The organism is Bradyrhizobium sp. cir1, assembly GCF_014198245.1.
GTDB lineage: Bacteria > Pseudomonadota > Alphaproteobacteria > Rhizobiales > Xanthobacteraceae > Bradyrhizobium.
The window spans coordinates 203,006-216,120 of the sequence record NZ_JACIHE010000001.1 but is presented as its reverse complement, the minus strand read 5'-3'; the positions used below and the strand labels follow the sequence as shown (position 1 = coordinate 216,120).

Genomic DNA, 13,115 nt, shown 5'->3' with positions numbered 1-13,115 from the left:
CCAATTGCAACGCCGCCAGACCGTCGATTTGGCCACCTTGCGGCGCGCCGTCAGGCCCGATAAGGCTGCATTCTCAGGAACTTCGGACATGCCCAAAAAACCAAGCAAAAGCCCGGCCGGCAAAGGCCCCCGTACCCCTGCCGGCAAGCCCGCCCGCGTCGCGGCAAAACGCCCCACGGCAGCCGTCAAGGCACCCGCCAAGGCAGCCCCAGACCTCTCCCAGGAGCGCCTCGTCCGCGCGCTGGAGACCATTGCGACGCACCTCGCCGCCCAGGGCAAGCCCGCCGTCGTGCCCGAGTCGTTCGAGCGGGCCGATGCCTATGTCTGGCACCCCGACGGTCGCCTCGCTGCGGTGCCGCGGGTCAGCCGTGTCGAGCTGTTCCTGCTCAAGGGCGTCGACCGGATGCGCGACATCCTGATGGAGAACACCGAGCGCTTCGCGGGCGGCCTGCCCGCCAACAACGCCCTGCTCTGGGGCGCGCGCGGCATGGGCAAATCATCCCTGGTGAAAGCGGCACATGCCAGCATCAACGCGGACCGCAAGGCCGCCGACAGGCTGAAGCTGATCGAGATCCACCGTGAGGACATCGAGAGCCTGCCGGCGCTGATGGAGAAGCTTCGCGACGCCGACTTCCGCTTCATCGTGTTCATCGATGACCTCTCCTTCGACGGCAATGACGCCTCATACAAGTCGCTCAAGGCCGTGCTCGAAGGCGGCATCGAGGGCCGACCCGAGAATGTCATCCTCTACGCCACCTCCAACCGCCGTCATCTGCTGGCGCGCGAGATGATCGAGAACGAGCGCTCGACCGCGATCAATCCCGGCGAAGCGGTCGAGGAGAAAGTGTCGCTGTCGGATCGCTTCGGCCTCTGGCTCGGCTTCCACCGCTGCAGCCAGGACGAATATCTCGCCATGGTGCGCGGCTATTGCAGCCATTTCGGCATCAAGGTCGACGACGAGGCCCTGGAGCGCGAGGCGCTGGAATGGTCGACCACGCGCGGCTCCCGCTCGGGCCGCGTTGCCTGGCAGTTCGTGCAGGAGCTGGCGGGTCGGCTGGGCGTGAAGCTGACGGCAAAGTAGCGGCAGCTATAGCCCAACCAACTGTCATTCCCCGCCTTGTGCGCACTTGCGCACTGGGGCGGGGAATCCAGTACGCCGCGACTTATCGGCTCAATAACGACCGTCCCTGGAATACTGGATCGCCCGCTTTCGCGGGCGATGACAGTTTACTTGTGGAGAGGCTGTGCCTGATTTCAGAGCCCTCGCCTCACGCCCCGTTCAAAAACTGAAGCGGGTCAACCGGACTCGATCCCTTGCGGATCTCGAAGTGAAGCTGCGGCGACGCCACCTCCCCGGATTGACCCGACTTGGCAATGACCTGACCGCGCTTGATGGTATCGCCGCGCTTCACCAGCAGCTCACTCGCATGGGCATATGCGGTGACGTAGCCGTTGGAGTGCCGAACCAGGACCAGATTGCCGTAGCCCTTTAGCTCGTTGCCGGAATAGGCGACAACGCCGTCTTCAGCTGCCTTGACCGGCGTCCCCTCGGGCACTGCGAGATTGATGCCGTCGTTCGACTTGCCATTGGTCTTGGCGCCGTAGGTCGTGACCACCTTGCCGCGCACCGGCCAGCGGAAGGTCGGCAGCGCGCCGGTGGCCTCCGCAGCCTTCGCCGGCGTCTCGGCGGGCTTCTCCTCGACATTCGCTGTTGCCTGGGCCAGGCGCGCGCTCTGCACGGGCGCGACAGCCGCCATCTTGGTGGCGGGAGCCGGTGCCGGAGCAGCCGCAACGGGCTGCAGCGTTCCGACAACCGGGGCCGCCGCGACGGGAGCCGCGGCAACCGGTGCCGCAACCGCAGCGGTCTTGGCACCGGGCACGGTGAGCTTGGTACCAAGCTTCAGCTTTGCCGACGGATCGAGGCCATTGGCACGAGCGAGTTCGGCCGCCGAGATGTGGTTCTTGCGGGCGATGCTGGCGAGCGTGTCGCCACGATTGACGAAGTGCATGCTCGGCGGAGCGGCAACGGCTGCAACCGGCTTTGCAGGCACCATCACCGGAGCCGCCGCGACGGGAGCCATCACCGGCGCAGGAGCAGCGGCCGTGGCCGGCTGCGGGATGATCAGCTGCTGGCCGGGCGAGAGCGCGCGCGGGCCCTTGTAGCCATTGGCGGCAAGGATCGCCTGTGGCGTGACGTGATAACGTTTGGCCAGCACATCGAGCGTGTCGCTGGTGCCGACGATGATCTTGGTCCCGCCGGCCGGCCGGGCGGCCGCGACCGAGCGCGGCGGCACGGCGGCCGTGGTCTCGAGCTGTGGCTGCGCCGGGGGCGCGTAGGAGCTGACGCCGCGGCCGCCTCCGGACACGCCGCCACCACCCGCAACGGGATAGGATTGCGGCGCGGAGACCGCCGGCGGCGGCAGGGGCTGCGACTGGTAATATCCGGGCTGAGTCTGCGGCCGCGCATATTGCGGCAGCTCACGCTGCTGCGGCGGCGGTGCCTGCTGCACCGAACCGGTCGATTCAGATGAGAAAGGATTGGAGAAATTCGACTGGGACAGTCGCGACGACATGTCGGCGCTGCACCCTGCGAAGCTGAAGGAGATCAGCGCCAGCACCGCGACCTGCGGCACGCGGCGCGAGTAAAGCAACTCGACGACGACAGACATGGTTACTCACTCGTACGCAACAGAACTGGTTTTTTAAGTAAACACGCGCCGAGTAAATAACGGCTTAACCCTCCCAATAAGATGTTGGCGGAACAGCCAATCCGGAATTCTACAGCTCCCGCGCCACGCCGGGCAGCGCCGGCACGAAGCGGACGTCGACGAGTTCCTTGCGCTCGATCCCGGCTTCGGTCCGGGTCAGGCGGATCAGCGTCTGCACGCCCTGATGCGGCCCGACGGGGGCGATCAGGATGCCCCCGACCTCGAGCCGCTCGACCAGGTTCTCCGGAAGCTGCTCCACCGCGGCGGTGACGATGATGCGGTCGAACGGCCCGATATTGGGCGGCAGGTTAAGACCGTCGCCGAGCATCACCTCGACATTGTGACAACCAAGCTTTTCGAGCCTGGCGCGTGCGGCATCGGCCAGCTTGCGATAGCGCTCGACCGTCAGCACCTGGCCTGCGAGCCGCGACAGCACCGCCGCCTGATAGCCAGAGCCCGTGCCGATCTCGAGCACACGGTGCTTCTTCCGGAGCTGGAGCTGCTCGGTCATGTAGGCGACGACGAAGGGCTGGCTGATGGTCTGCCCGCACGCGATCGGCAGAGCGCTATCGCGATAGGCCACCTCGCGATCGGCCTCATCGACGAAAAGCTCGCGCGGTACCTCCTCCATGGTCCTCAGCACCGCCTGATCGCTGATGCCCCGACGCCTCAGCGTGAGCTGAAACATCATCTTTTCCGGCGGAGGCTGATTGGGGGTCATCGCTGCTTGTATCGTCTCGTCAGGTCGGGATCGTCGTTTGCAGAACTCAAGGCCCGGGCGGGAATCTTGTTCCTGCCCAGGAACCCATGATAGCCTTTGGCCGCAGTATTTGACCACAAATTGGCCTGCAGCGGTCTGGCCGCAAGGCCACTTTCGAGCGCTCGTTCGCCGAAACGCGCATTGCGTCGATTCGCGTTATCTGCGAACGTTTTCGCAAATGGGCAAGGACTCACCGACAATGACCGCGACAGGGCTTCCGCGCCGCTCTGTATTCCTCGTCGAGGACGAGGTGATGATCAGAATGATGGTCGCGGACATGCTCGAAGAGCTCGGCTACAAGGTCGCTGCCGAAGCCGGCGATATCACCGAGGCCATGCGGCTCGCCCAGGCCACCGAGTTCGACATCGCCATCCTCGACGTCAACGTCAACGGCAAGGTCATCTCGCCGGTCGCCGATGTGATCAGGGCGAAGGGCTGCCCGTTCATCTTCGCCACCGGCTATGGCTCCTCCGGCCTGCCCGAACAGTATCGCGACCGGCCGGCGCTGCAGAAGCCGTTCCAGCTCGACGCGCTCGGCAAGACCATCGAAGCCGCCCTTCGCGGCGGCTAGCGGCTATTTCCAAATCTTCTTACTTCAGCGTCGCGCTCAGCGCTTCCGAGAACGCTTCGTTGGTGCGATCGAGCCTGAGCGGCGTGACCGAGACATAGCGATCGCGCAGCGCGGCGAGATCCGTGCCGTCGGCCGGCGTATCCATCATCGCCGCGCGCTCGAAGCCGATCCAGAAATAGGGGTTGTTGCGCCCGTCCCTGCGCTCGTCGATCCTGAGGAAGCCGAGATTGCGCTTGCCCTGACGGGTGACGCGAATGCCGAGCACATCTTCCGGCGCGCAGGACGGGAAGTTGACGTTGATGACGGTGTCCTTCGGGATGCCTGCGGCGATCACCTTGCGCAGAATGTCGGGACCGAATTTCCGCGCGGTGTCCCACGGCGGCCGTTCGCGGGTCTCGACGCTGAACTCCTGCGACAGCGCGAACGACGGCAGCCCCAGAATGGTGCCTTCCAGCGCACCGGCGATGGTGCCGGAATAGACCACGTCCTCGGCAACGTTGCGGCCCTTGTTGACGCCGGACAGCACGACGTCGGGCGGCTGGCTCCCCAGAATATGCCGCGCCCCCATGATGACGCAGTCGGTCGGGGTGCCGCGCACGGCAAAGTGCCGCGGACCGACCTCGCGCAGGCGCAGGGGATCGTTCAGCGACAGCGAATGCGACACGCCGGACTGGTCGAGCTCGGGCGCCACCACCCAGACGTCGTCGGACAAGGCACGCGCGATCTCCTCCACGACCTTGAGGCCGGGAGCGTGGATGCCGTCGTCATTGGTGCAGAGAATGCGCATGCGAGAGGTCGATTCCAGAAACAGGGTCCGAGCCGTCTTATCCGGCTATGGCCGATCAGGCAAACCGGGCCGATTTCGGGGCCGGCCAGGTTCCCTGAACCTAGTCCGCTATCGGCGGACGCGCCATTGCGGCAGGAAGCGCGCCAGCCGGCCTTCGACATGCAGCTTCATTGCCGGCAGGACCGGGCTTGCGACGGGCGCCTCGACCACGCCGAGCGCCTCCAGCTGCGCAACGATCGGGTCCGGTGTCGGTGTCTGCGGAAAGCGTTCGCGGGCGAGCGTCAGCGCGCTGTCGAAATCAACGGCATTCACGCCGGGCTTGGCCCGCCGGCTCTGTACGAGATCGTCGTCCCAGAGCCGCGCGATCTCGATGTCGAGCACACCGCGCAAACGCTGGTCGATGGCCTGGATGCCGGCGCCCGTCACCGCCCATTGTCGGCCGACCCAGAAGATGTCGCGATGCAAGGCCATGGACGGTCAGTCCGCGTTGACGGGTGGCCGGCAGGATAACCGGCCGCCCGATCTTCGCAACCAAACGTTTCCAGCGTTTCAGACGGACAACGCGCTTAGTCGCGCGCAACCACCTTCAGTCCGCCCATATAGGGCTGGAGCACGCTGGGGACCGCGATCGAGCCGTCCTCCTGCTGATAGGTCTCCATCACGGCGATCAGCGCGCGGCCGACCGCGGTGCCGGAGCCGTTCAACGTGTGCACGAAGCGCGGCTTGCCGTCGGGCCCGCGCGAGCGCGCATCCATGCGGCGTGCCTGGAAGTCGCCGCAGACCGAGCAGCTCGAGATCTCGCGGAACATCCCGCCATCGCCCTGCCCCGGCATCCAGACCTCGATGTCATAGGTTTTCTGCGACGAAAATCCCATATCTCCGGCGCAGAGCGTCATCACCCGGTAATGCAGGTCGAGCTTCTGCAACACCTGCTCGGCGCAGGACAGCATCCGCTCCAGCTCGTCCTTGCTGGTCTCGGGCGTCGTGATCGAGACCAGCTCGACCTTGGTGAACTGGTGCTGGCGGATCATGCCCCGCGTGTCGCGCCCGGCCGCACCTGCCTCGGCACGGAAGCACGGCGTCAGCGCAGTGAGCCGCATCGGCAACTGCTTCTCGTCGAGGATGGATTCGCGCACGAGATTGGTGAGCGAGACCTCTGCCGTCGGAATGAGGCCGAGGCGCTCGGTCTTCAGCCGCTCATGATCTGGCGAAGCGAGCAGCTCGCCCTTGATCGCCCAGAACTGATCGTCCTCGAATTTCGGCAGTTGCCCGGTGCCGAACATCACCTCGTTGCGCACCAGCAGCGGCGGGTTGATCTCGGTGTAACCATGCTCGGTCGTGTGCAGATCGAGCATGAACTGGCCGATGGCGCGTTCGAGCCGCGCCAGCCCCTTCTTCAGCACGACGAAGCGCGCGCCGGAGAGTTTTGCCGCCGCCTCGAAATCCATGTAGCCGAGCGCGGTGCCGAGATCGTCATGCAGCTTCGGCGCGAAGCTGTAGTTGCGCTTGTTGCCGAACAAATGGTGCTGCACGTTGCCGTGCTCGTCGACGCCATCGGGCACTTCGTCGAACGGAATGTTCGGGATCGCGGACAGCTCTTTGGCCAGCTCCTCGTCGGCGGCCTTCGCGGCCGCTTCGAGCTCGGGCATGGTGGTCTTGAGCTCGGCCACCTCCGCCATCAGCTTGGCCGCGCGCGCCTCGTCCTTGGCCTTCTTGGCGTCGCCGATTTCCTTCGAGGCCGCGTTGCGCCGCGCCTGCGCCTGCTCCGAGGCCAGAATCGCCGCCCGCCGCTTCTCGTCGATCGCCAGCAGCGAGCCCGACAACGGCTTCAGGCCGCGCCTGGCGAGACCGGCGTCGAAGGCTTGCGGATTGTCGCGGATCGATTTGATGTCGTGCATGGCCGTGGTCCTGGACTTGTTGCAGGCCTGCAAATCATGGATTTGCATTCAAGCAAATGGCTGCTCCCACTAGCACAGCTGTCATCATCCGCGAAGGCGGATGATCCAGTATTCCAGTGATGGCCGTGATTCTCCGAGGGGCCGCGGCGTACTGGATTCCCCGCCTTCGCGGGGAATGACACCGGAGGCTGTAGCGCCCTACTCGGCCGGATTGGCCGGCGTCGACACGTCAGTGCCTGTCGAGGCCTGCGAGGCCGCCGCCTTCTTCTCCACCATCGCCACCGCGATGATCGAGCCCTCGTAGAGCGCCAGCAAGGGGATCGCGAGCGAGCACTGGCTGAGTATGTCCGGCGGTGTCAGGACTGCCGCGATGATGAAGGCGAGCACGATGAAATAGCGGCGTTTCTCGCGCAGCATCTTCGAGGTGATGATGCCGATGCGGCCGAGCAGCGTCAGGATCACCGGCAGCTGGAAGGCGATGCCGAAGGCGAAGATCAGCGACATCATCAGCGACAGATATTCGCCGACCTTGGGCAAAAGCTGGATCTGCGCGGTCTCGTCGCTGCCGGCCTGCTGCATGCCGAGCGAGAAGCGCACCAGCATCGGCAGCACGACGAAATAGACCAGCGCGGCGCCCAGCACGAAGAAGAACGGGGTCGCGACCAGATATGGCAGGAAGGCCTGCTTCTCGTGCTTGTAGAGCCCGGGCGCCACGAACTTGTAGATTTGCGTCGCAACGATCGGGAACGAGATGAAGCCGGCGCCGAACAGCGCGAGCTTGAGCTGCGTGATGAAATACTCCAGCAGCGCCGTGTAGATGAACTTGGAGTTCTCGGGACCTGCGACCCACACGAACGGCCAGACCAGCACGTTGTAGATCTGCTTGGCGAAGAAGAAGCAGAAGATGAAGGCCACGCCAAAGCCGAGCAACGCCTTGATCAGCCGCGAACGCAGCTCGATCAGATGGTCCATCAGAGGGGCTTTGCTGGCTTCGATATCGGCGTCGGTCATGACGCTTTGGCGTCCTTGATCGCTTCGGATGGCGCGGTGTCCTGTGCGACCTTTGCTTGCTCGACCTCACGGGTGATGGCCAGCGGCTCGTTCACGGCCGCATGCGCCTCGGCTTCCACGAAGGTCTCTGGCGTCGGGGCTTCCGGGGTGGTCGGAGTCGCCGGCGCTTCGACAGCAGTGGCGGCCGACGTCTCGGCCGGCTTGTCCAGCGCATCGACGCGCAGCGCGTCGCTGACGTCCTTCTGGAGCGAGGTCAGCGGATTGAATCCCGTAGCGGCTTCCTTGACCTCGTCGAAGCTCTTCTTGAGGTCGGCCATTTCGGCCTCGCGCATCGCCTCCTGGAACTGGCCCTGGAATTCGGCGGCCATCTTGCGGGCCTTGCCCATCCATTGCCCGACCATGCGCAGCACGCCCGGCAGCTCTTTCGGGCCGATGGCGATCAGGGCCACGACCCCGATGAGGACCAGTTCACTCCACCCGATGTCGAACATGAGGTCTTCCGTTCACGCGAAGCCGCAACCGGCCCAATCCCTTGCGCACAGGATCGGGGCCGCTACCCGCGTCGCGTGCTCTCTGGCTCAGACGGCCTTGCTGCCGACGTCGGACCGAGCCGCGGTCGGCGCGGCGTTGTGCTCGATGGACTTGGCCGGCTCGGGCTTCTCGGCAGGCTTGTCGTCGTCCTGCATGCCCTTCTTGAACGCCTTGATGCCCTGCGCCACGTCGCCCATCAGATCCGAAATCTTGCCGCGGCCGAACAGCAGCAGGACCACTGCGATCACCAAGATCCAGTGCCAAATGCTGAGTGAACCCATCCTGCAACCCTCCAAACGCGCATGGCCGGGGACCCGGCCGATCTTCCCCGAAACCTAGGCGCGGCGGGTGTCAAAAACAAGGACCAAGGCAGCGCCAATTCGCTGTTGGCGCTACGTAATCTTGCTAGTGTTAACCTGTCGCAGGGGCCCGCAAACGGACGGTACGTCAGTCCTCGGCGCCGCCTTCACTGCCACCCTCGCCGCCGCCCTCATTGCCGCCTTCCGGTGACTCGGGCTCGACCGCCGGCGCGAGCGCCAGATCGAGGTCCTCGCCCGGTTCCAGCGGATCCTCGTCCTCGCGCAGCGCCGGGTCATCGGACGGCGTCGGCACGCTGAAGCCCGTCGGCAGGCGCGAATCCAGGAGGCCCGTGCCCTTCAGCTCTTCCAGGCCCGGCAAATCGCCGAGCTGTTCCAGGGTGAACTGCGACAGGAAGTCCTCGGTGGTTCCGAAGGTGAGCGGACGGCCCGGTGTCTTGCGACGGCCGCGCGGCTTGATCCAGCCGGTCTCCAGCAGCACGTCGAGCGTGCCCTTCGAGGTGACGACGCCGCGGATCTCCTCGATCTCGGCGCGCGTCACCGGCTGGTGATAGGCGATGATCGCCAGCACCTCGATCGCGGCGCGCGAGAGGCGGCGGGTCTCGGTGCTCTCGCGCGTCATCAGCCATGCGAGATCGCCGGCGGTACGGAACGTCCATTTGTTGGCGACCCGCACGAGGTTGACGCCGCGCGAGGCATAGTCGGCCTGGAGCTGCTCGAGCGCGGCCTTGACGTCCACGCCGTCAGGCATGCGCTTGGCCAGCGTCGCGGTATCCAGCGGCTCACTCGAGGCGAACAGCAGCGCTTCCAGCAGCCGTAGCTCTTCGGGACGTGCCTGGGTCTCGTTCTCCATCGGCTCGGCCTCTTCTACCCGCACTTCAGCCAGGCTTGCCATGGCAGATTCTCCTTCTTGCACTTAAGCGACCGGCGCGTCGGGCGCAGGAGCTGCGTCCGGGACCGGCTTGTGGCGCCCTTTCCGGAAATAGATCGGCGCAAATGCCTCTTTCTGATTCAGCTCGAGCTGACCTTCGCGCACGAGCTCGAGCGCGGCGGCGAAGCTCGAGGCGAACACCGTCGCGCGCTGCGTGGGATCGGCGACATGCCGGATCAGGAAGTCGTCGAGAACGCCCCAGTCGTCCTGTTCGGTGATGCTGCCGACCAGCCGCTCCAGCGTGGCGCGCGCTTCCGCAAGCGACCACACCGTGCGCTTGGCCAGATGCACGCTGGCAAGCACGCGCGACTGCCGCTGCGAGGCATAGGCAGTGAGCAGGTCGTAGAGCGTTGCGGTGTATTTCGGATGCTTGATCTCGGCGATCTGCTCGGGCTCGCCGCGCGGGAAGATGTCGCGCTGCAATTGCGGCCGGTTCATCAGCCGGTTGGCGGCTTCGCGAATGGCTTCCAGACGGCGCAGCCGGTTGGCGAGCGCGGTCGCCATCTGCTCGGCGCTCGGCCCTTCCGCGCTCGGCGGCTCCGGCAGCAGCAGACGCGATTTCAGGAAGGCGAGCCAGGCAGCCATGACCAGATAGTCGGCGGCGAGCTCCAGCCGGATCTTCCGCGCGGCTTCGATGAAGTGGAGATACTGGTCGGCCAGCGCCAAGATCGAGATCTTGGCGAGATCGACCTTCTGCTGCCGCGCCAGCGCGAGCAGCAGGTCGAGCGGGCCTTCATAGCCCTCGACGTCTACCACCAACGCCGGCTCACCCTCGGCGAGCTCTGCGGGCCGCCCGGTTTCAAACGATAGGATTTCTGCGGTCATGCGGATGCCGTGTTTGCCCGTGCGATCAATGCGTCCAGCTCAGTGCGTGCGGCCGCCCGATCGAACGGCTGCGGCGCCTTGCGCGCGGCGAGCGCAGCCGTCGCCCGCTCCAGCGCCTTGCCGGACAGTTCAGGCGTCTGACTGGCGACCTCGCGCATCTCATCGATGTTGCCGTTACAATGCAGGGCCACGTCGCAGCCGGCCGCGAAGATGGCGCGGGTCCGCTCGGCGATGCTTCCTGCCAACGCGTTCATCGACACGTCATCACTCATTAACAAACCCTGGAACCCGATTGCGCCGCGAATCACCTGAGCAATCATTGTCGCAGATGTCGTCGCCGGATGGGCGGGGTCGACCGCGCTAAACACAACATGTGCAGTCATGGCCATCGGCAGATCCGCGAGCGGCTGGAACGCCGCGAAATCGGTCCGTTCGAGTTCGTCCCGGGACGTATCGACGGTCGGCAGCTTGAAATGGGTGTCGGCGGTGGCGCGTCCATGGCCGGGGATATGCTTGAGCACCGGGAGCACGCCGCCCTGCTCCAGGCCCTCTGTAACCGCGCGGGCGATTGCTGCGACCTTGCCCGGTGAGGTGCCATAGGCCCGGTTCCCGATCACGGCGTCGGCGCCCGGCACCGGCACGTCAGCGAGCGGCAGGCAATCGACGGTAATGCCGAGATTGGCGAGATCGGCCGCGATCAGCCGGGCGCTGAGGCGCGCCGCGGTGAGCCCGAGTGCCGAATCAGTGTCGTACAAAGTCGCGAACACGGCGCCCGGCGGATAGACCGGCCAGTGCGGCGGCCCCAGCCGCTGCACCCGTCCGCCCTCCTGGTCGATCAGGACCGGTGCGTCGGAGGCGCCCACAACCGCCCGCAATTCCGCAACCAATGCAGCAACTTGAGCCGGTGTCGCGACATTGCGCTTGAACAGGATGAAGCCCCACGGGCGCTGCTCGCGGATAAACTCCCGCTCGGCGGCGGTCAGTTCCGTTCCGGATACGCCGGTAATGAAGGCCCGCGTGCTCATAACGGCCGATTAACCCTGCCCCGTCAGAGGGTCAAGGAAACGGCCGATAATACTACGGGATAAAGCACTGCCCGCCGGCGGCCATCAGCTCCTTGCAGAACTGCGAGGCCTCCTGGCGCGTCCGGTAGGGACCGACCAACGCACGGTACTTGACCTTGCCATCGGACAATTCGGTCCGCCTGATCACGGCCGAGCGGGAGCCAAGAACCGACGGATACTTGCCCTGCGTCACGCGGTACGACTCCCTGGCCGCCGCTTCGGTGTCCTGGGACGAAACCGACACCATGACGCCCTGGCTCTCGGGAGCAGCGCTTGGCGCAATTTGCGTCGGGTTGGTCGCAGCCATCCGCTGCGGCGGCTCGGCGGCGGGCGTCGATTGCGGCGCGAGCGAGAGCGGCTGGTTGGCGCTGGCATTGGCCGAACTCGGCGGATTGCGCGGCGCGGGCGGCGCGGCAACAGGCTTCGGCGCGGCTGCTGCCGGCTTGGCAGCGGCCGATTGCGGCGTGGCGCTGTCGGTCTGATCACCCTTCACGGCCACGGTCCTGATCGAGCGCGGCGAATTGTTCGGCAGCGTGCCGTTGCTCGGGGTTGGCCCCGCGCTCGGCGGCGGCACCGTAGACGGCGACACACTCGCCACCGATGGCGGATTTGCATTCTGGTTCAGTGGCGGAAACACCACGCGAGGACCACCTGCCCTGGCGTTGACGTCGACCGGCGCTTCCTCGCGCGGCACGATCTTCTCGGTGCCGTCACCAGTGACCATGCGATCCGGCACCTTGGCTGAGGAATCCGTCGGCGCCGGCACGACCTTGGTCGGCGTGTTGTCGGCCTTGATGATCGGCGGCTCGCCGCTGCGGGGCGAGCCCATATAGGTCTTGTAGGCGAAGGCCGCGCCGGTGCCGACCACTGCAAGCGCAAGGATCGCCGCGACCGTCATCATGCCGCCGCGCTGCTTCTTCGGCTCGTCGAGATCGGCCTCGGGATAGTCGCTCTGGAACGCGTACGGGTCGTCCGGATAGGCTGGATCGCGCTGATAGTCCTGCTCGCCCGACTCCAGCCGTCCGTACAGCGCATCGTCGTAGCGCGACGGATCCGGCTGCTGGTGCGGCTCCTGAGGCTGCTGGTGCGGCTCCTGATAGGCCTGGTCCTGCTGGTAAGCTTGAGCCTGATAAGCCTGATCCTGGTAAGCGTGATCCGGGTAAGCGTGATCCTGATAGGCCTGCGGCTGATGAAAATCAGGTTCGGGCGCCGCCGGTTGGGCGGAATAGCGGTGCAACGGATGAACCGGGCTTACAGAAACGGGATAGTCGGGCTCCGGAGCGGGAGCCGGCTGCGGCTGCACGTTGGCACGGCGCATCCATGACGGCGGCCCGGGCGGAGACCGCGGGGCCGGGTCGGCATAGTCCTGCTGATAATCGTCCTGACGGTAGGCCTCGTCCTGATAGCTCTGGGCGGGTGCTGCCGGCGGGGGCGCGGCGGGCCGCCCCTGCGCTGCGAATGGATCGGTCTGCCCGATCAGGCGGGCGAGCTCGGCCAAGGGATCGTTTTCCGCCTTCCCATGCTGATCGCCACCGCGACGATAGTCATCGGAGGGAAACTGTCTGTCCTGATATCGTTCGGCCATCGTGATGATGCGTCCCTTCGGGAAAGCCGCGCGCCCCTCGACCAAGGCACGGCTTTCGACCCACAAGGCTTTCAACCAAGTCTAAGCGATCCGGCTTCTGCCGGTTACCCCCGAATTCCCCTTAAGT

14 protein-coding genes are annotated in these 13,115 nt (G+C 65.7%); 2 read left to right on the top strand and 12 right to left on the bottom strand.

Annotated elements, in window-relative coordinates; all coding sequences use genetic code 11:
• Window positions 1-88 precede the first annotated feature (88 nt).
• Window positions 89-1,081: an ATP-binding protein gene (locus tag GGD63_RS01020; RefSeq protein ID WP_183239057.1), complete on the top strand. Its 993-nt coding sequence runs from the start codon at window positions 89-91 to the stop codon at window positions 1,079-1,081.
• Window positions 1,082-1,268: 187 nt separating this feature from the next.
• On the opposite strand, the gene GGD63_RS01015 is transcribed toward GGD63_RS01020, so the two are convergent.
• A complete protein-coding gene (locus GGD63_RS01015; protein ID WP_183239056.1) occupies window positions 1,269-2,669 on the bottom strand; it encodes a LysM peptidoglycan-binding domain-containing M23 family metallopeptidase in 1,401 nt (466 codons plus the stop codon).
• 109 nt (window positions 2,670-2,778) lie between these two features.
• Complete coding sequence (locus GGD63_RS01010; protein WP_183239055.1) at window positions 2,779-3,429, bottom strand: protein-L-isoaspartate(D-aspartate) O-methyltransferase; 651 nt, start codon at window positions 3,427-3,429, stop codon at window positions 2,779-2,781.
• A gap of 238 nt (window positions 3,430-3,667) precedes the next feature.
• Here GGD63_RS01010 and GGD63_RS01005 point away from each other — a divergent pair, with 238 nt between their 5' ends.
• On the top strand, window positions 3,668-4,039 hold the full coding sequence (locus GGD63_RS01005; RefSeq protein ID WP_183239054.1) for a response regulator: 372 nt from the start codon (window positions 3,668-3,670) through the stop codon (window positions 4,037-4,039).
• Between the two features lie 19 nt (window positions 4,040-4,058).
• Here the strand turns inward: GGD63_RS01005 and surE are convergent, their stop codons facing one another.
• The 10 genes from surE to GGD63_RS00955 all read right to left on the bottom strand — a co-directional run bounded on the left by surE (window position 4,059) and on the right by GGD63_RS00955 (window position 12,988).
• Window positions 4,059-4,826, bottom strand: coding sequence for a 5'/3'-nucleotidase SurE (gene surE, locus GGD63_RS01000; protein ID WP_183239053.1), 768 nt, complete (start codon window positions 4,824-4,826; stop codon window positions 4,059-4,061).
• A 108-nt stretch (window positions 4,827-4,934) separates the two neighbouring features.
• Window positions 4,935-5,297 (bottom strand): hypothetical protein, encoded by a 363-nt coding sequence (locus tag GGD63_RS00995; protein ID WP_183239052.1) that lies wholly within the window; start codon window positions 5,295-5,297, stop codon window positions 4,935-4,937.
• A 95-nt stretch (window positions 5,298-5,392) separates the two neighbouring features.
• On the bottom strand, window positions 5,393-6,724 hold the full coding sequence (serS, locus tag GGD63_RS00990; protein WP_183239051.1) for a serine--tRNA ligase: 1,332 nt from the start codon (window positions 6,722-6,724) through the stop codon (window positions 5,393-5,395).
• Window positions 6,725-6,922: 198 nt separating this feature from the next.
• Window positions 6,923-7,735: a twin-arginine translocase subunit TatC gene (gene tatC / locus GGD63_RS00985; RefSeq protein WP_183239050.1), complete on the bottom strand. Its 813-nt coding sequence runs from the start codon at window positions 7,733-7,735 to the stop codon at window positions 6,923-6,925.
• Complete coding sequence (gene tatB / locus GGD63_RS00980; protein WP_183239049.1) at window positions 7,732-8,226, bottom strand: Sec-independent protein translocase protein TatB; 495 nt, start codon at window positions 8,224-8,226, stop codon at window positions 7,732-7,734. The genes tatC and tatB overlap by 4 nt, the downstream gene beginning before the upstream one ends.
• A gap of 87 nt (window positions 8,227-8,313) precedes the next feature.
• A complete protein-coding gene (locus GGD63_RS00975; protein WP_018642198.1) occupies window positions 8,314-8,547 on the bottom strand; it encodes a twin-arginine translocase TatA/TatE family subunit in 234 nt (77 codons plus the stop codon).
• Window positions 8,548-8,713: 166 nt separating this feature from the next.
• Complete coding sequence (gene scpB / locus GGD63_RS00970; protein WP_183239048.1) at window positions 8,714-9,478, bottom strand: SMC-Scp complex subunit ScpB; 765 nt, start codon at window positions 9,476-9,478, stop codon at window positions 8,714-8,716.
• 21 nt (window positions 9,479-9,499) lie between these two features.
• Window positions 9,500-10,339, bottom strand: a complete 840-nt coding sequence (locus GGD63_RS00965) for a ScpA family protein (RefSeq protein WP_080137487.1) — start codon at window positions 10,337-10,339, stop codon at window positions 9,500-9,502.
• Window positions 10,336-11,364, bottom strand: a complete 1,029-nt coding sequence (nagZ, locus tag GGD63_RS00960) for a beta-N-acetylhexosaminidase (RefSeq protein ID WP_183239047.1) — start codon at window positions 11,362-11,364, stop codon at window positions 10,336-10,338. Before nagZ ends, GGD63_RS00965 begins: the two co-directional genes overlap by 4 nt.
• Window positions 11,365-11,416: 52 nt before the next feature.
• A complete protein-coding gene (locus GGD63_RS00955; RefSeq protein WP_183239046.1) occupies window positions 11,417-12,988 on the bottom strand; it encodes an SPOR domain-containing protein in 1,572 nt (523 codons plus the stop codon).
• Between the last annotated feature and the right edge of the window lie 127 nt (window positions 12,989-13,115).

Excerpts from the sequence above, each read along its gene's own strand:
- GGD63_RS01020 (WP_183239057.1), top strand. The coding sequence starts at position 89 with ATGCCCAAAAAACCAAGCAAAAGCCCGGCCGGCAAAGGCCCCCGTACC.
- GGD63_RS01015 (WP_183239056.1), bottom strand. The coding sequence starts at position 2,669 with ATGTCTGTCGTCGTCGAGTTGCTTTACTCGCGCCGCGTGCCGCAGGTC.
- GGD63_RS01010 (WP_183239055.1), bottom strand. The coding sequence starts at position 3,429 with ATGACCCCCAATCAGCCTCCGCCGGAAAAGATGATGTTTCAGCTCACG.
- GGD63_RS01005 (WP_183239054.1), top strand. The coding sequence starts at position 3,668 with ATGACCGCGACAGGGCTTCCGCGCCGCTCTGTATTCCTCGTCGAGGAC.
- surE (WP_183239053.1), bottom strand. The coding sequence starts at position 4,826 with ATGCGCATTCTCTGCACCAATGACGACGGCATCCACGCTCCCGGCCTC.
- GGD63_RS00995 (WP_183239052.1), bottom strand. The coding sequence starts at position 5,297 with ATGGCCTTGCATCGCGACATCTTCTGGGTCGGCCGACAATGGGCGGTG.
- serS (WP_183239051.1), bottom strand. The coding sequence starts at position 6,724 with ATGCACGACATCAAATCGATCCGCGACAATCCGCAAGCCTTCGACGCC.
- tatC (WP_183239050.1), bottom strand. The coding sequence starts at position 7,735 with ATGACCGACGCCGATATCGAAGCCAGCAAAGCCCCTCTGATGGACCAT.
- tatB (WP_183239049.1), bottom strand. The coding sequence starts at position 8,226 with ATGTTCGACATCGGGTGGAGTGAACTGGTCCTCATCGGGGTCGTGGCC.
- GGD63_RS00975 (WP_018642198.1), bottom strand. The coding sequence starts at position 8,547 with ATGGGTTCACTCAGCATTTGGCACTGGATCTTGGTGATCGCAGTGGTC.
- scpB (WP_183239048.1), bottom strand. The coding sequence starts at position 9,478 with ATGGCAAGCCTGGCTGAAGTGCGGGTAGAAGAGGCCGAGCCGATGGAG.
- GGD63_RS00965 (WP_080137487.1), bottom strand. The coding sequence starts at position 10,339 with ATGACCGCAGAAATCCTATCGTTTGAAACCGGGCGGCCCGCAGAGCTC.
- nagZ (WP_183239047.1), bottom strand. The coding sequence starts at position 11,364 with ATGAGCACGCGGGCCTTCATTACCGGCGTATCCGGAACGGAACTGACC.
- GGD63_RS00955 (WP_183239046.1), bottom strand. The coding sequence starts at position 12,988 with ATGGCCGAACGATATCAGGACAGACAGTTTCCCTCCGATGACTATCGT.